Annotated in this window: 15 protein-coding genes; 5 read left to right on the top strand and 10 right to left on the bottom strand. The window is 37.2% G+C overall.

Translation table 11 applies throughout. The features are described 5' to 3' along the window. Positions 1–59: 59 nt before the first annotated feature. The 6 genes from AC2IP4_RS15905 to AC2IP4_RS15930 all read right to left on the bottom strand — a co-directional run bounded on the left by AC2IP4_RS15905 (position 60) and on the right by AC2IP4_RS15930 (position 7,860). Positions 60–1,193, bottom strand: coding sequence for a JmjC domain-containing protein (locus tag AC2IP4_RS15905; protein ID WP_486307719.1), 1,134 nt, complete (start codon positions 1,191–1,193; stop codon positions 60–62). Continuing rightward, complete coding sequence (locus AC2IP4_RS15910; protein WP_486311118.1) at positions 1,193–2,020, bottom strand: TylF/MycF/NovP-related O-methyltransferase; 828 nt, start codon at positions 2,018–2,020, stop codon at positions 1,193–1,195. The genes AC2IP4_RS15905 and AC2IP4_RS15910 overlap by 1 nt, the downstream gene beginning before the upstream one ends. Before the next feature lies 1 nt (position 2,021). Then, positions 2,022–3,182, bottom strand: coding sequence for an MFS transporter (locus tag AC2IP4_RS15915; RefSeq protein ID WP_486311119.1), 1,161 nt, complete (start codon positions 3,180–3,182; stop codon positions 2,022–2,024). Beyond that, positions 3,172–4,371 (bottom strand): JmjC domain-containing protein, encoded by a 1,200-nt coding sequence (locus AC2IP4_RS15920; RefSeq protein ID WP_375320135.1) that lies wholly within the window; start codon positions 4,369–4,371, stop codon positions 3,172–3,174. The genes AC2IP4_RS15915 and AC2IP4_RS15920 overlap by 11 nt, the downstream gene beginning before the upstream one ends. Positions 4,372–4,836: 465 nt before the next feature. Then, a complete protein-coding gene (locus AC2IP4_RS15925) occupies positions 4,837–6,804 on the bottom strand; it encodes an alkyl/aryl-sulfatase (protein ID WP_375320134.1) in 1,968 nt (655 codons plus the stop codon). 144 nt (positions 6,805–6,948) lie between these two features. Beyond that, a complete protein-coding gene (locus AC2IP4_RS15930) occupies positions 6,949–7,860 on the bottom strand; it encodes a LysR family transcriptional regulator (protein WP_375320133.1) in 912 nt (303 codons plus the stop codon). Between the two features lie 256 nt (positions 7,861–8,116). Here AC2IP4_RS15930 and AC2IP4_RS15935 point away from each other — a divergent pair, with 256 nt between their 5' ends. Both AC2IP4_RS15935 and AC2IP4_RS15940 read left to right on the top strand, forming a co-directional pair. Beyond that, positions 8,117–8,758, top strand: coding sequence for a hypothetical protein (locus AC2IP4_RS15935; RefSeq protein ID WP_375320132.1), 642 nt, complete (start codon positions 8,117–8,119; stop codon positions 8,756–8,758). Between the two features lie 200 nt (positions 8,759–8,958). Further along, a complete protein-coding gene (locus AC2IP4_RS15940; RefSeq protein ID WP_375320131.1) occupies positions 8,959–11,367 on the top strand; it encodes a beta-mannosidase in 2,409 nt (802 codons plus the stop codon). Between the two features lie 41 nt (positions 11,368–11,408). Here the strand turns inward: AC2IP4_RS15940 and AC2IP4_RS15945 are convergent, their stop codons facing one another. The 3 genes from AC2IP4_RS15945 to AC2IP4_RS15955 form a co-directional block, all read right to left on the bottom strand. Further along, the gene (locus AC2IP4_RS15945) at positions 11,409–12,338 is read right to left on the bottom strand and encodes a LysR substrate-binding domain-containing protein (RefSeq protein WP_105056430.1); all 930 of its coding nucleotides are present in this window, start codon (positions 12,336–12,338) and stop codon (positions 11,409–11,411) included. A 47-nt stretch (positions 12,339–12,385) separates the two neighbouring features. Then, positions 12,386–13,063 (bottom strand): Rossmann-fold NAD(P)-binding domain-containing protein, encoded by a 678-nt coding sequence (locus AC2IP4_RS15950; RefSeq protein WP_486311120.1) that lies wholly within the window; start codon positions 13,061–13,063, stop codon positions 12,386–12,388. 133 nt (positions 13,064–13,196) lie between these two features. After that, a complete protein-coding gene (locus AC2IP4_RS15955) occupies positions 13,197–14,567 on the bottom strand; it encodes an NCS2 family permease (RefSeq protein ID WP_486307722.1) in 1,371 nt (456 codons plus the stop codon). Between the two features lie 236 nt (positions 14,568–14,803). Between AC2IP4_RS15955 and AC2IP4_RS15960 the strand changes: the two genes are divergently transcribed. Continuing rightward, positions 14,804–16,651, top strand: a complete 1,848-nt coding sequence (locus tag AC2IP4_RS15960) for a M3 family metallopeptidase (protein WP_486311121.1) — start codon at positions 14,804–14,806, stop codon at positions 16,649–16,651. Between the two features lie 33 nt (positions 16,652–16,684). On the opposite strand, the gene AC2IP4_RS15965 is transcribed toward AC2IP4_RS15960, so the two are convergent. Then, entirely contained in the window at positions 16,685–17,686 is a 1,002-nt protein-coding gene (locus AC2IP4_RS15965) for an esterase/lipase family protein (protein WP_486307724.1), read from the bottom strand. A gap of 287 nt (positions 17,687–17,973) precedes the next feature. Between AC2IP4_RS15965 and ggt the strand changes: the two genes are divergently transcribed. After that, positions 17,974–19,728 carry a gamma-glutamyltransferase gene (ggt, locus tag AC2IP4_RS15970; protein ID WP_375320126.1) on the top strand — a complete coding sequence of 585 codons (1,755 nt, stop codon included), beginning with the start codon at positions 17,974–17,976 and terminating at the stop codon, positions 19,726–19,728. A gap of 311 nt (positions 19,729–20,039) precedes the next feature. Then, positions 20,040–20,339: a hypothetical protein gene (locus tag AC2IP4_RS15975; RefSeq protein WP_486311122.1), complete on the top strand. Its 300-nt coding sequence runs from the start codon at positions 20,040–20,042 to the stop codon at positions 20,337–20,339. The last annotated feature ends 146 nt before the right edge of the window (positions 20,340–20,485 follow it).

Consider the following 20,485-nt stretch of genomic DNA (forward strand, 5'->3'; position numbering starts at 1 on the left):
AATATAACACCTCAAAAGTCATTTAAATTTGACTTGATAAAAATAATAAATCAAATATTTCACTCAGAGTCAATCATATTCAAAGCTATTCCCGTATCAAAAAACACTTTGTATATAGCCTGACTTGTTTTTTCATCAAAAGTTTGATTTAAGTCCGAAAAACTCAAATAACCATTGTTAAATATAAATTTAATTGTTGGTAATAACTCAAGAGGTAAACTCAGCTTTGCCGGTAAAAATGATATTGATTCAATTTCTACATGTCTAGGGATTACGGTAGGTAAAGTAAGCTCGATCATATCCTCAAAAACTTCATACCCCCAAGTACATTTATTAAAATAAAGAGTGTTATATTGAAATTCATTATCAGAAGAAGATTTTGGTACTAATTTTTGAAATGAAAATATCGTTCTATATATATCATCAAGTGATAGCGATGTATTGACTGGAGGTAAATCTACAAATTTACGTTCTAGTTCATGAGGACTATCAATTGCTTTTAATAAAGGATATTCATCATAACCACTTAGATTATCAGAGCACTTCTGCAATAAAATATCTTTAATTGTTTTATATCTTAATATCACTGTAATGTGAACTGATACATCACTGGTTGTATATACGTCATGAGCAAATCCTTTTGGTATTGTAAATAAATCACCACAAGATATTTCACCTGTAAACTCATCATGTTTATCGGTGTCATTACTAACAACATAACCAGTGCTAGGATAAATAATATCTTCAGGCCTTCTAAATATACGCCAATACTTTGATCCTAATATTTGCATATTAAGTAAATGATGATAGTCATAATGTAGTGGACTTTTTTTGCTATTCCTAACAGAAATAAAAGCTTTAAGAGATACATTACACATACAGGTATTTGATATATCACTAGCTAAGTGAGAAAAAAAACCATCTACTGTTTCTAAATCATTAATAATATAGGAAACACCATTCTTCTTACATTGAAAAAGCACATCATCATATGAACCTTGAGAGATATATTCACCAGTGCAGCCACCAGCTAAACGATACTCTAATTGACCATGCCCATTAGCCATTGCAATCTTTAATTCTTTAAGTGCTGTAGATTTAAACTGAAATCCCAATGTATTTTCAATATTTACAACATCTTCTAAGCACAATAAGGCTGCTGACTTCCATTTACTTTTATTGTAAAATTTCATTACTTCTCCCAACACACAATACCTGTATCAGCACAAACCTCGTAGAGAGGATTGTCGCAATTTATCAAAGCTCTAAAATCATCCACAGCCTTCTTACAACCTTCAAGATTGTAATCATCGATAATTACATAGCCACCTTTAGTAACTAATTGATAAAGATGAAGTAAAGTATCTCTTGTTGCCTCATACCAATCAACATCGATTCTAAGAACTGCTATATTGTTTTCATATTCATCAAAACAATCTGGAATCCACCCTTTAACCAATAAAGGGATATCATCAAGCCCATATTTCTTAAAATTATTTACTACCGAATCTAAATCATATTTACAATCAAACATATATTCATCAAAAACGTTAGAGTAATGATGCCAAACTTCATTATCAAAAAGCGAATCGTGACTACATGGTTTATCTAGCCCCTCAAAACAATCAAAAATATAGAGTTGACGCGACCTGTCATATTCAGCTATCACACCCGCCATTAAAATTCCAATACCTCCTTTAAGCGTACCTACTTCTACAAAATCACCCTCGACCTCTTTATGTAATACGGATAAACAACAATCAATAACATTTTTAATACCAAGCTTATTTACATAAGTATGAACAGGCCTATCTTTTCTGGCATAGGAAATTATTTTGGCGAAATGTGTAGGATCACTAAGACTAGGATATGTTTCAAGGACTAAAGGACAACGCCTCTTTAAATCATTAATTACTGTTCTACATTTATTTACTTCATTGCTAGTAATTTCAGTTTTGTCCGGTTCATGATATATTTCGTTTCTGATCACTTTAGAAAGTAATTCAATATAATTAGACATTTTATCCCCTAACATAGTAAACTTTGATATTCAAATATGTAAATATAATAAAACCTATAATTCCTGCAATTAGAAGTAAATATGAAGGAGGTAAAAACTCACTAATTACAGCTCCTAATATTGGACCAAAAATCATCGATACATTTTGAATAGACTGTAACTTTGCGCTTAATTTAATCGCAAGCGTCGAATTCTCATCAAATATATGCCTATTAAATAATACAGGAATACTAGCGCTAAAAATACCTATAACGAAAAAGGTAATATATATTAAAAAATCAAGCTTTACTGAATTAAATACTAAAAAAAGCATTAGAAAACCTAAAAACACTCCAATCCCAGAATAATAAATAAATTTTAAATCCTTTAGTTTTGATTTTGTATATAGAGAGAAATATCCAAACAAAGCATTACCTATTGCTGAAGAAGTAATTGACAAACTAAACATATACTTGGATAAACCTTCGTTTGAAAAAATTAAAGGTAAAAGGTTGTTACACATAAATACTAGTGTAAAATATATAAAAGCAGGATAATACAATACCATCCTCCAATGTATAAGACTATTTAAGCTTCTCTCTGGCATTATCTTAACAGAAGCATCTGATTTTTTTTTTATACTTTTACTTCTTCCTAAAAACAAAGAGAAATATATAGAAAATATAGTTATAACTGAAGTGATTGCAAAGGCCGTTTTTTCATTATAAAGACTAACAATAACACCACCTAGAAATGGAACTGCCATCTTAGAATAGGTATTAATTATACTCAAATACGATGAATACATTTTTCTTACGCTTTCAACTTGTTGACTACAATAAAAACTTACTACTGGTATGTATATTCCAGAAAAGGCAGATCTTAAAGCAACAATGATTAGAAATAAATTAATATTATCAATAAAAACCAAAGATACCGTAAGAACTGCTCTTATAAAAAAAGAGGTAGGGAGCGACCAATTCCTATAGTTACTCTCTAACAGCTTTGTATAAAATTTCCCTAAAAAAACCTGCGGTAAAAGCATCGCGACGCTAGCTAAAGACACAATCAAAGGAGAGCTATCAACTCGATATGCTGAATATGTTAATATAGAAATAAAATCCAACCAATTAGCTAAACTAATTAAAGAAATCGTTACTATAAACTTTATTTTATTCGGCATTATCAACACTTATCAATCCATGTTTTACTAATTCTTTCACAAGAGCAATCTTGGATTTAATATCAAATGGTCCTTTTAAATCAAGTATTTCTTTATATTCACACACACTAATAAACTTAAGTTCCTCAGCGACTAAACTTGGAAGTGTCAAATATGGAGGAAGCCCAACCAGTTGATTTTTTTCTGGTACGATTATCGATGGGATAAAAAGCTTTATACTCTCTTCACTATCGGTAACTATTTTGGGTACCTGATGATTCGCCCACCTAATTTTTGTGTTTTCTGTAATCTTATTGATGGCTAATCCACTAGCCATCAAGCTATTATCAATTTGCGCTCGACCCGCCATTAATGATGATAAATATGCACTTGTAGTTATATCAATACTTTCAGTAATGAGTGAATTAAGATCTATAGTATTTAATGCTGATACTGCTGTTTCTGAACATAAATCTTGACCTAAAACACGATTCCTTAATAAAGGTTCACTTATTGCTAAATAATCTAGAGAATACTTTAATATATCCAAAACTGTTGTTGCAAAAAAGCCAATACTAATATGTATAGAATGCTCATCTTTTGACTCTGCGCAATGAGGGTGACCCGATGGAATATAGAGGACATCACCGGGACTCAATAAAAGCTCTCTAGTTGGCTCACCTACCTCTTCTTGAGTTATAGTCCTAGCCATTGGTTTTCCAGGATTAAATTCACACTCATCCCATAGATACCACTTTTTAGTGCCTTCGATTTGGATAATAAATACATCCGAAGTATCAAAATGTACATTTAATCCTTTTCTATTTGGAGAAGTCCAAAAGATTTTAGCCCAAGAAATACCACCAAAATGTTCAACTAACTCACGACACAATGGGGCAATTGATGCCTCTCGCCTTTCCAGTTGTTCTATTTTAAGGCTAGCACCTTCAGACATTTTTTCTTTCAAAAAAGAAAATTGTGATTTAGTAAAAAAGTCTATATTTGCATGAGGATATGAATCACTTTCATCTCCATATACCATTACAAATTTATGTAAAAAACCTTCGAGTGTAATTAAATAATTTTCTATCTCTTGAGAACTAAAATAATGATGTAAATTTGATGATAGCGGAAAATACTCACTTTTAATCCCAAAAGATTTATTTAAGAAAAGTTCATTCTTGTATATTTCTTTAAACCATTCATTCATATTAAATGTCCAATTAATTATATAAAAAGAGGGGTCTCCCCCTCTAAGATCTAATTTTATATACAACTAGAACATAACTAATTGAGCTCGTTGCGCAATAGCTGAAGCTTCTACATATTTAATTTTCGATAAATCTAATTTCATATTTATATATCCTTAAAATTAAATCCAACATTATTATTGGAGAAGCAAATGTACCAACAATACAAATTAAAATGCAACATCTTTAACACTTAATTTATAAAAACATGAAGCATATTATTTACATATCTGTTATTAAACATGGTAAAAGCTAAGTCCCAAAAGGCTTCTTAATTAAAATTAATGCTTTCAATCCTTTTGAAATAAAACTGCATTTAATTGTCATATAAATATACAAATAGACTTATTTGAACACATACAAAAAAACCCCATTAAATATCTTCATTTAATGAGGCATAATTATATTGTGATTTTTATATTAATTTATGGAGTAACTACGCCAAACCATAAATTAAACTGGTCAAAGACTGACATCAGCTGTTGGAACTTAGCTTGATCTGAAACTGTAAATTCTCCTGATTTCATTTCATCTTTCAATGTCGCTTTTTTCGTCATCATATTTTCAAACGCTTGACGTGATAACGTAATGTTCAAATCCGCATTATCAAATTGAGTACCTGTGTATGATTTCAATACTGAATTACTTAAATCCATTGAGTATTTACCATCGCCTTTCACATCGATATTCACTTTTAAGTTCATGCCTTTTGCTATATCGGGCTTCACTGTCACACCTAAATATTTCATGAACTGATTAAACGGCATATTCACGGCTATCGCAGCTGTATTTGGCGTTGCAACTGGTTTAATACCATTACGCAATTCTTTAGCGCCACCCAAATAGTAGTTTCTCCAAGGACCAGACTCTGATTGGTAGCCTAATTGCTCCATTGCATCCGCTTCTAAGTAACGTGCATCCATGTTTTTAGGATTAGCAAAGGTGACATTATTTAACAACGTCACAGCCCAGCGGTATTCCCCTTTCTTAATCGCAGCCTCTGCAATCTCAACAACTTTTTTCTCTCCACCCATTGCTTCAACGTATTTTGTGCCCTCTTCCGTTGGCGTTAATGGGTTTAAGTTTGCTGGATTACCATCCCACCATGCGCCAAAGTAGTAATCATACGTTGCACGTGCATTATGAGAAACAGTGCCATAGTAACCACGGTTGTACCACTCTTTACCTAATGAGTCTGGTAGCTTAATTTCAGCTGAGATCTCATTTGGTGTATAACCTTTATTTGCTAAACGTAACGTTTGGTCATGCACAAATTTGTACATATCTCGAGTTTTCGCTAGCTGACCTTTAATTTTCTCTTGTCCCCATGTTGGCCAATGGTGAGAGGCAATCATTGTGTCTGCTTTGTCGCCATAAGTGTGCAGAGCTTGATCGACATAAGCTGCCCATGAAGAGGCATCACGAGTTTTAGCACCACGTAATGTCGAAATATTATGAATGGTATGCGTCATTACTTCTGCTGCCATCATTGTTTTATATTGTGGGAAGTAGAACATAAACTCAGAAGGTGCTTCTGATTCTTGAGCCATCATCACTTCTAAATCAACACCGTCAATCGTCATTTCTTGACCAGTGTGCTCTGCAATTTCGGTTGGTTTAACAATACCAGGAGAGCCTGTTGATGTTGTTTTTCCTAAGCCACCATCAACCATTCCTTTATTATTTGCATCAAGAAGGTTGCCATACATGTAAGACGAACGACGTGACATTGTTGTTCCGGCCATTAGGTTTTCAGCAATTGAATGCGTAAAAAACCCTTCAGGAGCCGCAATCACAACATCGCCATTATCAATGTCTTTTTGTGTGGTAACACCTAAAATCCCACCAAAATGGTCTACGTGTGAGTGAGTAAAAATAACGCCAGTAACAGGTAGATCTTCCACATTATCACGAAGTAGTTTTAAACCTGCCGCAGCCGTTTCTGGAGAAATTAGTGGGTCAATAACAATCCAGCCATCATCACCACGAATGAATGACATAACTGACAAGTCAAAACCACGAACTTGATATACGCCATCTTTAACTTTAAATAACCCATTAATGTTATTTAGTTTGGCTTGGCGAAGTAAAGAAGGGTTTATCGTTTGAGTATTTTCATCTTGGTTGATGAAATTAAACTTTGAGAAATCCCAAACGACATTTCCTTTTGCATCTTTAATAGTTGTTTCTGGCCACGTAGCAATAAAGCCACGCGAAGCATCTGCAAAGTCAGATTTATTGTCAAAATTCAAATATTGTTTTAATTGGTCGTTCTTTTGAATAGTGAATGTTGTGGCTTCTTTTGGCTGGCTAGTTGTCGGTGCGGCAAACACAAACGCAGGCGCTAAGGTAGCAATAACAGCAAGTGATACTATGGATTTTTTAAATGACATAATTTCTCTCTAAATAAATGCGAGCAATCTATTTTGCCCGTCGATTTATAAATATTAAGAGTTACCAATTAAACAATCGATAGTGCCATACTTAAAAGTGGATTTACACTTACTTAATCCACCATGCGGATTTACTCCATTAATTCATAAATACAAACTGGTTAAGTCTTTCGTAACCTCTTCAAATACCTGCTTTAACCACTGATGGCCAGTATCTGATTGCTGTGAATTATGCCATGTCATATAAACAGGCAGAAGATGAGATTCAAAAGGTAAAGGCAGTATTGTTAATGGCAGCATTTTAGACATCATTTTTGCGTGCCATACACCGGTGACACATAACCAATCCATTTGAGCTGCCATCATAATAGAATTACAAGTAGATCCTGTAGCATAAGCTTCTTTTCGCTGAGGTAACTTATCAAGCACTAATGAATCCATGATGTAATTATCCATTCTTTGAGTTTTCCACAATAAGTGTTGCTCAGCAAAGAACTGCTCTTGAGTAATACTGCCTTTAATTCTTGGGTGGCCTTTTCTGCATACCACAACAAGCTGCTGCTCAAATAACAATTTATTATGATAGCCATGCTCTTCAAGTGGTACGGTTGCCAAAATTAAATCGACCTTACGCATACGCAAATCAGTCTGCCTGTCCTTTTCATTGAGATGCTCAATATCGGCTTTGAAGTTCACGTTAGGGGCAAGTTCATCTCGATATTTAATAAGGGGAGGAACGACCATTAGGTCTAAGTCTTTATGGCTTGAGATACGAAAGGTTCGCTGGCTTGTTGCAGGATCAAACGCTTGGCGAGATTTAGAACCATTTAACAATCGCTTTAAAGGCTCTTGGATTTCAGCATGCAACTCTATCGCAAAATTAGTAGGAACGATCCCTCTTCCTTGCCGAATAAATAACGGATCTTGATATTGCTCTCGTAAGCGATTTAATGTGTGACTAACGGCTGGTGCACTAATACCTAAATTTACTGCTGCCTCATTCACACTGCGTGTATTCATTACAACATCGAATGTTTTAAGTAAATTTAAATCCATGAATTCCTACCACATCAGTTATTTAGTGGTGTGATTATAAGCAGTTTTTCACTTAAAAATCTAACCTGTCTTGATGGGTTTTACTTTATCTTAGCAATACAACAAAATAACCTTACAAAAATAAAGTTTAATTTATAAGATTAAAGCGCATTAGTTGATTAATTTCTACTCATAATATCGCTTCATTGTTAGCCTTAATTATATAACAACGGATTGTTAATCTCAGTGGCTATCATTCTTTCAAAAGGATAGAGCAATGCGTGATCTTATGAATTATTTTTCAAACTCTGATATCAAAATCCACCACGATTTTGCTTCTTCGTTACGCCTTAATCCTCAAGTCTTTAATTACTGTAATTCATCATATCAATTACCAGTATCATCCAAGCAACGTCTAGAGCGTTATCTTGCTTTAGGGCAACCATTTCTGATGCCTTATGGAAATCTAAATCAAGCAGACACTTTAATTGCCTTTTCGTTTGGTGATAGCTCTGATGTGAACATTCAATTGAGTGAACTGGCTGAAAAAATCCAAGATTCATACCCCAATATTCATGTACAACTTCAACAAGAAATTGCGCTGCATTACCCTAGAAATAAACAAATAAGTATTATTGAAAACAAGAATTACCAAACCACCGCCGATATTGCACGCGAAGCCTTAAATAATATTGATTCACGTAATGTTGTTGTCGTTGCTCAATCTTGGCATGCGAAACGTTGTATCGATACCTGTAAACAACAAGGCTGGAATGTCGTGGGTTTACGTTGTGTGGATTCCTTCCCAAGCCAAGACCCTCAACCTTGGGTCCGAAACCCATTAAATTGGTTAATTAAAGAAAGTCATAGAGAAATTGCGACAGGACAAGAAATCAGCCAATTATTTCAACTTTGTTGATAATGTAATAGACCGCGTTAAATTGTGCTAACCTTCTAATTGATATAAATAAAAGAACTTCGTTATTTCTCGTTCGAGAGTAACATCACGTTTTTATTTCCTTCTCAGACATACACTTCTTTGCTATTCATTAATACCGTTCAGCACCACTTAATTTTAATGCTGAACCACTTATATCAACGGCATCAGAAGGATTCTTTATGTCGCAGGTTTCTCTTAATGGCGATTGGACACTGACCTCGCCTACGCATTCACAACTCTCTATTCCAATGTCTGTTCCTGGAGATAATTATCACGCTTTATTAAAAGCCAATATCATTACGGATCCTTACCAAGAAACCAATGAAGAATTGGTTCAGTGGGTAAGGGAATGCGATTGGCATGTATCTCGCACCTTCTCCTTATCACAACAAGAACTCAATGCTTCTTCATTATTTTTAAATCTAAGTCGTCTTGATACTCTTGCTCATGTATTTATTAATGGTGAGTTAGTCTTACGCAGTACCAATATGTTCCAGTTACATCGCATCAATATCAAACCCTTTCTCGTACTTGGTGATAACCATATTGAAGTGCATTTCTCTCGTGTTGATGAAGAAGGCAAGCAACGAGCTAATGCCTTACCAATGCCAATTCCTTGGGCGGTAGGCAACAACCAAGTTCCTCATATGAACCTAATCCGTAAAACTCAATGTCATTCCGGTTGGGATTGGGGAATTTGTTTATTGGTCTCGGGTATTTACGATCCTGTTTATATTGATGTAATTGAGCACATTACCTTGCTGTCTGTTCATACTGAACAAATTTGGCACCAAGAAAATGTAGAGGTAACAGCGACTATTCATCATGACCCAATCAGTGACCATGAAATTACCGTTAGCTTTGGTGACCAAATCCAAATGACCACCACCAGTGAAACTGGCATTACTACTGTTACTTTCCGTATCGACCAGCCTGAACTTTGGTGGCCTGCTGGCTACGGTAAACAGCCGTTGTACCCTTTACATGTAGATTTAAATAATCAGTCAATCTCTAAAAAAATTGGCCTCAGAAGTCTAATATTAAACAATAAGGCAGATACAATAGGATCGGCGATGGAGTTTGTCATCAATGGCTTCCCTATTAATTCAAAAGGGGCGAATTGGATCCCTATGGATGCTATGCCAAGCTTAGAGACGGAAGCTCGCTACCGTGAATTATTAAGCAGTGCAAAAGACGCGAATATGAATATGATCCGCGTGTGGGGTGGTGGTCAATACGAGTCAGATATCTTCTATGAGATGTGTGATGAACTCGGCCTGATGGTATGGCAAGACATGATGTTTGCATGCTCACTCTATCCGTCGACAGAGGCTTTCTTAAACGAAGTTGAACCCGAAATTCGCCAACAAATAAACCGACTAAAAGACCACCCGTCTATTGTTCTTTGGTGTGGCGACAACGAAGTGATTGGGGCTATTGGTTGGTATGATGAATCCAAAAATAACAAAACTACATATACAGTTAATTACGACCGTTTAAACCGAAATATTGCAAAATGGATTGCAGAAGAAGACCCAAGTCGTCGTTTTTGGACAAGCTCTCCTTGTAATGGAGACATGGATTTTGGTGACGCATGGCACAACGATAATCGTGGTGATATGCACTTCTGGGATGTGTGGCATTCGGGCAAGTCATTCAGTACGTACTTAGATATTAAACCGCGTTTTTGCTCAGAGTTTGGTTTTCAATCATGGCCTTCTTTCGCGGAAGTGAAGCGTTTTGTTCCAGAACATGATTGGAATGTTACTTCTCCTACATTTGAAGCACACCAAAAGAATGGACGTGGAAACAGTATCATCACAGAAATGTTTACTCGCTATTTCCGTTTCCCATCTAACTTTGAACAGATGTTATATTTGAGCCAAGTTCAACAAGCTATGGCGATTAAAACAGGGTGTGAATATTGGCGCGCTATTAGCCCTATTTGTCGTGGCATGCTGTATTGGCAATTGAATGATAATTGGCCCGTCAGTTCATGGTCGAGCATTGAATACAGTGGTCGCTGGAAGCAACTTCATTACCATGCGAAACGTTTTTTTGCACCAACCTACATCCCTTTTGAGGAAACAGACAGCGAAGTTAAGATCCGAGTCGTCAACGATTCTCGATTTGAAAACCATATCGATGGTGTCGTTTATTGGATGGACTTTAATGGCGAAGTGCTTGGCCAATGGACGATTAATTATTCTATTGAAGAAGATGGTAATGATGTTATTTGGTCACTAACAAAAGAGAAATTCCAAGTAAGCGCAAATAACAGTTTCTTCTTTACAGAGATAACAGTTAATGGAGAAAAGGTCCAAAATACTTGGTTTGCTACACCAACGATCAAACAATTAACGATTAAAAAAGCTAATATTGAAATAATACAAGAAGGGAATCGCATTACTCTGCGCTCTGATTATCCTGCTTTCTTTGTGCACCTAGAGCACGATGGAAAAGGCCGATTCAGTGATTCAAGTTTTACTCTTTTGCCTGAATATCCAGTTACGGTTGATTACTTAGGAAATGATTTAGAAACACTGATGAATTCCCTACGTGTGTACGATTTATCTAATAGCTATTAATTTCATTACCATTAGGAGGTACAGTCAATGTACCTCCTTTTTTATTTATATTCCGCTTTTACTCGCTCGATAATCAACTCTCTAAACCAACGATGAGAATGATCAAAGTCAAAATGTTTATGCCACATTAAAACATAGCACCCCGCTTCCATTGAGATAGGAGCTGGTAGTTTTCTTAATGGTGATCCTTTGAGCATGTTATCTACGTATTTTGAAGGTGCACATAAAATCAAATCACTGTGCTCGCATAACTCCATCGCGGAATGAAAATCCGTCAAGTTCACCGCAATATCTCTTTTTAAGTGCTGTAAGTTCAAGATATCGTCCAAAAGCCATTGCTCAATCCCTCCAAAAACCACTTGTAGGTGACGGTATTTTAAGAAGGTTTCTAGTCCCCACTCCTCATCAAACAAAGGATGGTCTTCACGCACTAAACAAACCGAATGATCTCGAACTAACTCAACATAGTTTAATTCTTTAGGTATATTTTCCATATGCCATTTAGATCGAGCATCCCACTCCCAACAACTGATCGCCATATCGATTTCACAACGCAATAATTGCTCTAAACTCTCTCTACGCCATGTTTTTGCATGCACATTCACTTGGGGGGCTTGCTTTAAAATCTCTGGCATAAAATGAGGGTATGTCAGTGAATAAGCAGGCTCTACCATATGAATATCAAAGGTTCTCTGACTTTCACTTGGTTCAAAAGAGCTAGGGCGAGTAAATAACTCTAAATGTTGAAGTACTTGCCTTAATTCTGGCGCTAATTGTTTTGCTCGTGGCGTTGCTCGTAATCCATAAGGCGTTCGCTCAAACAAAGGATCATCAAATACCTCTCGTAATTTGGCCAATTGCTTACTAACGGCTGACTGGCTTAAATGCAATCGCAAAGCGGCAGAGGTTACACTTTCCTCTTCAAGTAAGACTTCTAAAGTATTTAATAAATTATAATCAAATTGCTGCACTGATTGCTCTCCATTCCTTTATTTACTACAAACCTTTCTTTTATTAGCTACTGCTCTACTAATGCAAACATTTCTCTTGAGGTATATCTAACAATCCCATTATCGTGATTATTCTTTAACGCTAGTTCAAGCATACACTGTGCAACAAGTTCACCATGAATCGGTTTATAATTTAATAAAAATCCTTTCATTAATGGATTCATTACTTTCATAACCCCCTGTAAAAATGCCTCATCGGTTCTCGGTTCAGTTCTACTTCCGGATAAAGGCCCAGGCTGCATAAAGGTCACTTGCTTAAAACCAATATCTGCCACCTTATCTTCCATCTCTCCTTTGCATTTTAAATAATGGGAGAATGCAGAACTTGATGCGCCAATACAAGACACCACATAAATCCGCTCAACACCAATATCATGCATTGATTGTGCAACACTCACCACCAGCGACACATCAATCGCCTTTAATGCACTCTTACTTCCTGCCTTTTTGATGGTAGTGCCTAACGTAATAAAACCGACCTTAGGCACATTATCTTTGACTTGCTCTTTATCAATGCTTAATTCAGGGTTAATCACCTGAATGAGCTTCGAGCATATATCATCAAGAGGCCTGCGAGTGAGACTATAAACGTGTTGAATCTCTTCATTTTTTAAGACCGAATTCAATAAATGATGCCCTATTAATCCTGTTGAACCGGCAAGAATAATTGATGTTAAATCTGACATAATTGACTTCTTATGTTTCTACTACTGATACTTTAGCTTAATCCGTAACTTGCAAACTGTCTTGTTTTTTACATTAAAAAAGCCAGTGAGATGATCACTGGCTTATCAATTTACAAGGTAATATTATTCAGAACTAGATAGCCCAACCACCGACATAAAATACAATCAAAGCAATAGTAATCGAAACAATACCCACGTTTAATTTCTTAAACTCACCAGCAAAAATACGACCAACAACTAACGTGGTAAAACCGATCATAATACCGGTTACAATATTTGCAGATAAGATAATGAATACCGCACAAACCAGGCCTGAAAGCGCATCAACTGAATCTTCAAAGTCTAATTTAGAAACGTTACTTAACATTAATAAACCAACGTACATTAATGCAGGAGCCGTTGCGTAACTAGGAACTAAATAACTTACTGGTGATAAGAAAATCATTACAAGGAACAACACCCCAACAACCGTTGCTGTTAATCCTGTTTTACCACCGGCTGCTGTACCTGCTGCTGATTCGATGTAAACCGCCGCAGGAGCGCCACCAACAAGACCTGCAACCATTGAGCTTGCAGAGTCAGCCGTTAATGCCTTACCGCCATCGATGATTTGCCCGTTTTTATCAAGTAAGTTGGCTTGACCAGAAAGGGCACGAATTGTACCTGTTGCATCAAATACTGCCGTCATAACCAGCGCAACAACCACAGGAAGAATTGCAGGCGTTAATGCACCCATGATATCCATAGAACCAATCAGCGAGCTACCATCAGCGGTCTCTAAACTTGGCAGAGCAAAGAAGCCATTGTAAGTTACGCTTGGGTCAAAGATTAAGCCAATAATAGAGATAGCGACGATCACTAATAAAATGCCACCAGGAACACGTTTTTTCTCTAAACCAAAGATAGCAGCAAGACCTAATACCGACATGATTACAGAAAATGACTTAATATCACCTAGCATGATAGGGAGACCAGCGTGTGCATTTTTAACAATTAGGCCTGTGCCATCCGCGGCGATCAATAAAAGGAATAAACCAATACCGATACCAGTACCATGTGCAATGCCTGACGGTAGGTTATTCAGAATCCACTGACGAACGCCTGTTACCGTAATAAGGGTAAACAAAACGCCCATGATAAATACCGCACCAAGCGCAACAGGAATACTTACACCTTGCCCCAATACCAAGCTAAACGCGGTAAATGCAGTTAATGAAATAGCACAACCAATTGCCATTGGAAGATTTACCCATAACCCCATTAATAGTGAACCAAACGCTGCCACTAAACAGGTAGCGACAAAGACAGCTCCCGTATCAAATCCTGCGGCACCTAACATGCTTGGAACAACAATAACCGAATAAACCATCGCTAAAAACGTAGTAAGACCAGCAATCATTTCTGTTTTAACGGTGCTACCACGCTCAGAAATTTTAAAGAAGCCATCTAGTTTTCTATCCATATTGGATTGTGGTGCCGTATTTTGCGCATTGCCCTGAGACATGGAACATTCCTTAAATAAGTAACATAAAAGTGCGGTTAATTTTCTGCGCACATTTTTGCACAAATTGAGAGAAATATAAATAAGCAATCGTTATCGTCACCGTATTAGAATTAAAACAAAGCACTAATTAAAACCTGATATTTTTCATAAAATGAGCTTTTAGCACTTACTTCATCATTCATTTGTCATCTATGGCATAATCTGTTTTTCGCTAGTCTGTATTTAAAGGGACGAAAATGACTGCCACTACATATCTTAATGACTTAAACCAACGTTATTTATCGATTCATCGCACCAAAGAAAACTTCTTTTGGGATACCTATATGGGTTTAAGCGATAATCACCAAGGCTCTACCCAAGCAGAAACTGCATGGACGAACTTTTTAAGTAATGCAGAGCAAATCTCCGCAATTAAAAAACAAATTACACTGGCTGAATCAATCACTGATAATGAAGAAAAAACACAAACCTTAATTGGTTTAAAAGGCTGGTTAGCAACATTTGAATCTCACGCTATTGAATCAAAACAAGCTCAACAACAAAAAGCAGAGCTAATAAAATTTGAAGCGGGTCTATTTGAGAAAAAACAAAACCACACTATGACGTATGTAAACGAAGAAGGAGAAACGGTTGAAGGCTCTCTTCCTGTACTCGCTTCTATTGTTCGCACTAGCGCTAATGCCGCAACACGTCAATCAGCTCATCAAGCCTTTCTTGGCTTAGAGCAATGGCTATTACAAAACGGCTTTATTGAATTAATTAAACTTCGCAATAAATTTGCTCGCTCTCAAGGGTTTGATACTTTCTTTGATTACTCGGTAACAAAAAAAGAAAAAATGACGACAAATCAACTATTTACTATTTTAGATGATTTTGAAATTCGTACTCGTGATTGTCACCAACGTAGCTTAGATCAACTTGCAGCGGATAAAGGCAATGAAGCCTTACTCGCGCATAACTTTGTCTTCTCGTTTGCAGGCGATGTGATGCGAGAGCTAGACCCTTACGTACCGTTCTCAAAATCATTACGTCGTTGGGTTGAATCGTTTGGCCGTTTAAATATTGAGTTCTCAGGCGCAGAATTAACGCTTGATTTATTGGATCGTAAAGGCAAATACCCTAACGGTTTTTGTCATGGCCCTATTCCTTCTTTTTATAATCAAGATCAATGGGTTGCTGCTAAAGTTAACTTTACTAGCAACGCAAAACCAGACCAAGTTGGCAGTGGTTATGACGGTATGAACACCTTATTCCACGAAGGTGGCCATGCGGCTCATTTCTCTAACGTGAAGATGAATGCACCCTGCTTTTCACAAGAATTTGCACCTACCTCAATGGCCTATGCAGAAACGCAATCCATGTTCTGCGATAGCTTGCTAGAAGATGCAGATTGGTTAAAACAGTATGCGCTTGATAAAAATGGCAACGCTGTACCTGATTCGATCATCAAAGCAATGATCGACAGCAAACAACCTTTCCGTGCATATCAAGAACGCAGTATTTTAGTGGTACCGTATTTTGAACGAGCGCTTTATCAATTAACTGATGAAGAACTTACGCCAGAAAACATCACAGCATTAGCTCGTACTACAGAAAAGAAAATTCTTGGGTTAGCATGCAGCCCACGTCCATTAATGGCTATCCCTCACTTAGTGTCTGATGAAGCCTCATGTGCTTATCATGGTTACTTGCTGGCGCACATGGCGGTGTATCAAACTCGCGCCTATTTCACTGAGGAATTTGGTTACTTAACTGATAATCCTGAGATTGGTCCATTACTGGCAAAACACTATTGGAATGCCGGTAACAGCGTTAGCCATAATGATTCAATCATAGCCCTTACTGGTGAAGGCTTTAACGCTAAATATTTAGCTGATAAGTGTAACTTATCTGTTGAAGAAGCGTGGAAATCTGAGCAAGAAAAAATGGCAGAGTTAGATTCTAGAACTCAAGCCGAAGTGGCACCGCTAAACGCAACAATCTCTATTATTGATGGTCCAAAAACATTAGCAAGTAATACAGAATCAAACACAAAAATGTGTGACGAGTTTGAAGCCTATATTATGAAAACCTACGGACGCTAAACTGATTTCAGGGTGGTATTTATGCCACCCTGCTTATTTCAATATAGATAAATTAGAGCTATCGTCTTGAGAATAAAGTTGCTCAATTAAACGTGCTTGCTCTAGCTGGCCAACCGTTCCATTATCAATCAGCAATTGTTGTTCTTTTAAGATATCAATCAAATCCGTCGGAACAGAATTCCCATTTCCAACAATCTCAACATGACCTGCTTTCACCGTTATTGGATTCGCATGAACGACATCATCCACGTTTTGATTTGACTGCTCACTAACACTAAAAACGTAATCATCTTCAACGCATATTCCGTCATCATTGGTTCTTCGACACGTATTACGCTCATCCGTTTTTATCACTAAATGATGAGAAACAGAAGAAAGAAGTTCCCCCGGTTGTTCAATAAAATCAGCATTAGGTGGGATCTGTTGATACTTCTCTCCTGTCACGGCATAGCAGATCAAATCAACAATACCCAAAGACAAGATCCGTAAAGACGTCATGCCACAATGTGACGATATTTCAATGCCATTAAATGGCGAAGAGATGGTGGTAAGTTGCAATTGTTTTGTAGCGACTTTTTTCTCATCCTCTCTATCAACCGTAAGTGCTCTACGAGCGACCAAACCACCTTGGCTATGACCAATAATATGGAGAGGCTGATTGGGATTTTCATTTGATAATTGATTTAGAGCAGAAACAAGCTCGCCAGAGGTCTCTTCTAGACTCTTTCTGTCATCATACTCAAAACAGATAGCTTGTTGATCATATAAACCATAAACATCCGCTAAGGTTTTAAATTGACCCGCAGAAGCGAAGCAGCCATGAACGATAATGGTTAATGGTTCATCAGGATTTAAGTGAATGCTATCATCATTGGCATTATTGCAATGCTTTAGCCCTTCAATATTTAGGGTTTGCTTGGTCAACATCATTGGTTCTTCAACCTCATCAATATCATTGACAGAGTTTGACGAACAACCAGCTAGGCCGAAAAGTACTCCCACACTGGCACATCGCAAATAATCCATTTGATTCATTCAGTTCATCCATAAACACAATATAAAACCATCATAGGGTATTTCTCATTCAATTATTACTCTTATATGAGGACCAAATAGTGATATCGGTGATTGATGTGATATCTATCGGTGTTGTCTATCCTGCAAGTAAGATTGTAACTCTCTATTAGTTTAAAACGTGAGCATTAACCAAGAACACTAATAACCTATTCGACAGGCCTTCTTTCCTCTGCCAATCTTTTCTTCTCAGTGTATTTTACTCGACGCCTTTACCTACATCCAATTGATACGATTAAGGAATATCTATGCAGTGGAAAGCATCAACTCTTGCGTTACTGGTTTCAACCTCTCTTATTACGCCAATATCATTTGCAGCTCAAACTGCAGACAATGTTGCCCCTGAAGCCGCAACGGGCTTAACCAAGCAAAACCTCGTTGAAGGAAAAGAGTGGATGATCGCTTCCGCAAACCTTTATGCCAGTGAAGCGGGGGCTGAGATGCTGCGTAAGGGTGGTAATGCGATTGATGCCATGGTTGCAACGCAATTGGTGCTTGGGCTAGTAGAGCCTCAGTCATCAGGTATTGGGGGCGGTGCATTTCTTGTCTATTGGAATGCAAAACAGCAAGATCTTACTACTTTTGATGGAAGGGAAACGGCACCATTAGAAGTGACACCTCAATTATTTCAAGATGACAAAGGCCAACCTCTTAAGTTTTATGATGCCGTAGTCGGAGGGCGATCTGTTGGTACTCCTGGCGCAGTAAAATTGATGTGGGATACTCATCAAAAACTAGGCAAACTGGATTGGAAAACCCTATTTGAACCAGCCATTGATCTTGCAACTAATGGATTCACCGTAAGTCCTCGTTTAGCAAAATTGGTTGATAATGACCAAGAATTTCTACAACGCTCTCCTGCCGCTAAAGCCTACTTCTTTAACCAAGACGGTTCACCAATAAAAGCTGGTCAGAAGCTTAAAAATCCAGATTATGCAAAAACACTGCAGGTTATTTCTGAGCAAGGCGCAGTCGCTTTTTATCAAGGAAAAATTGCACAAGATATTGTGAACACAGTAAGAAATGAGACCTCAAACCCTGGGGTACTTAACCTCATTGATTTTACGGCTTATCAAGTAAAAGAGCGTGAACCCGTCTGCGCACCTTATCGCCAATACGCAATTTGTGGTATGGGGCCACCAAGTTCAGGAGCATTGGCACTTGGACAAATTATGGGGGTACTCAGCCATTACCCAATTTCAGATATGGGTAAAGACAATGTACAAAGTTGGAGATTATTAGGGGATGCTTCTCGCCTAGCCTTTGCTGATCGCGGTAAATACATGGCAGACAGTGATTATGTCCCAATGCCAACTCAAGGCTTATTAGATAAAACGTATTTAGAAAAACGCGCTGAACTACTAAAAGGAAAGAATGCAGTAGCTGAAACCTCGGCAGGCTCACCACCGTGGTCTCATGCTAAGAATTACGCATTAGATGAAGCCATTGAACTACCTTCTACCAGTCACTTTTCAATTGTCGATAAAGATCGTAATGTGGTTTCAATTACCACCACAATAGAAAATGGCTTTGGCTCTCGCTTAATGGTTGGCGGGTTCTTACTAAATAACGAATTAACTGATTTCTCTTTTAGAAGCCATGTAGATGGTGTCCCTATTGCCAATCGCATCGAGCCGGGTAAACGTCCACGTTCATCCATGGCACCTACTATCGTAATGGAAAACAATAAACCGTATATGGCGATTGGCTCTCCCGGTGGCAGTCAAATCATTGGTTATGTAGCAAAAACTCTCATTGCTCATCTTGATTGGGGGCTGAACTTACAGCAAGCCATCGATTTGCCTAACATGAATAATCGATTTGGAACGTTTGAGATCGAAAAAGACACCGCCGCTGAAGTATGGGTTCCTAAGTTAGAAAAGATCGGATTTAAAGTTCAAGTTAAGGAATTAAATTCAGGGGTTCAAGCGATTAAACTTCAAGGTGACTCTTTGGTTGGTGCCGCAGACCCTCGCCGTGAGGGGAAGGTAGTAGCTCAGTAAACCGATTTTAGTGGCAACAATTCCATTTATTGTTACCACTATTTACCTTCCAATAGTTAATTTTCGTTTAAAAACATACGAAAAATGACATAAACAATCTATTGACAGAGCATGAAAATAACGTATTTCTCACCTACTTTTAGTATAAAAATCAATTACTAAACAATATCAATGAACACAACTTAAATCCCACCAAAATACTCACAGTCGTTAATGTTTCATTTACCTCTGTAACCATACCTTTATATTTCTCTAATCTTTTATACGTACTGTTCATTTATTATACGGCTACTATTTTCTAACGAAAAAAAATGAATCGTAATCACATCCATGGATTTACATTAATGACATTAAGCATACTGCTTTTTCCACGAATTCAAGATAGCGCTCAAATAATACAATCAGCCAAAGCTGCTGAGTTAGGTGCCGCAATAATGGATGAAATTACAGGGCGTTCATATGATGAAAATAGTGGTCCTAATGGAGGGCTTCCTGAATGTAATCGCCCACGCTCACTCCCTTGCACAGATCCCAAAAAATTAGGTTCATCGCGGCTTTCCGGGGAAAGCCGCGATGAACCTTTTTTTATATATAAACAAATAAGTTGCTGAGAGAATCCCATCACCTTTGATGCCATTGCTCAATAACCAAGCAAACCTAGCGACTAAAGCAGACCAAACCAAAATCCCATAAGAAGTTATTAAAAATATTTATTGACTGACAGTGAAAAGTAAGCAATAAAGCATTGTTTATATTT

The organism is Aliivibrio thorii (assembly GCF_057368585.1).

Bases quoted from the DNA above. Each gene is read 5' to 3' on its own strand.
- AC2IP4_RS15965 (WP_486307724.1), bottom strand. From the start codon at position 17,686: ATGAATCAAATGGATTATTTGCGATGTGCCAGTGTGGGAGTACTTTTC.
- ggt (WP_375320126.1), top strand. From the start codon at position 17,974: ATGCAGTGGAAAGCATCAACTCTTGCGTTACTGGTTTCAACCTCTCTT.
- AC2IP4_RS15915 (WP_486311119.1), bottom strand. From the start codon at position 3,182: ATGCCGAATAAAATAAAGTTTATAGTAACGATTTCTTTAATTAGTTTA.
- AC2IP4_RS15960 (WP_486311121.1), top strand. From the start codon at position 14,804: ATGACTGCCACTACATATCTTAATGACTTAAACCAACGTTATTTATCG.
- AC2IP4_RS15925 (WP_375320134.1), bottom strand. From the start codon at position 6,804: ATGTCATTTAAAAAATCCATAGTATCACTTGCTGTTATTGCTACCTTA.
- AC2IP4_RS15905 (WP_486307719.1), bottom strand. From the start codon at position 1,193: ATGAAATTTTACAATAAAAGTAAATGGAAGTCAGCAGCCTTATTGTGC.
- AC2IP4_RS15955 (WP_486307722.1), bottom strand. From the start codon at position 14,567: ATGTCTCAGGGCAATGCGCAAAATACGGCACCACAATCCAATATGGAT.
- AC2IP4_RS15920 (WP_375320135.1), bottom strand. From the start codon at position 4,371: ATGAATGAATGGTTTAAAGAAATATACAAGAATGAACTTTTCTTAAAT.
- AC2IP4_RS15950 (WP_486311120.1), bottom strand. From the start codon at position 13,063: ATGTCAGATTTAACATCAATTATTCTTGCCGGTTCAACAGGATTAATA.
- AC2IP4_RS15975 (WP_486311122.1), top strand. From the start codon at position 20,040: ATGAATCGTAATCACATCCATGGATTTACATTAATGACATTAAGCATA.
- AC2IP4_RS15935 (WP_375320132.1), top strand. From the start codon at position 8,117: ATGCGTGATCTTATGAATTATTTTTCAAACTCTGATATCAAAATCCAC.
- AC2IP4_RS15910 (WP_486311118.1), bottom strand. From the start codon at position 2,020: ATGTCTAATTATATTGAATTACTTTCTAAAGTGATCAGAAACGAAATA.
- AC2IP4_RS15940 (WP_375320131.1), top strand. From the start codon at position 8,959: ATGTCGCAGGTTTCTCTTAATGGCGATTGGACACTGACCTCGCCTACG.
- AC2IP4_RS15930 (WP_375320133.1), bottom strand. From the start codon at position 7,860: ATGGATTTAAATTTACTTAAAACATTCGATGTTGTAATGAATACACGC.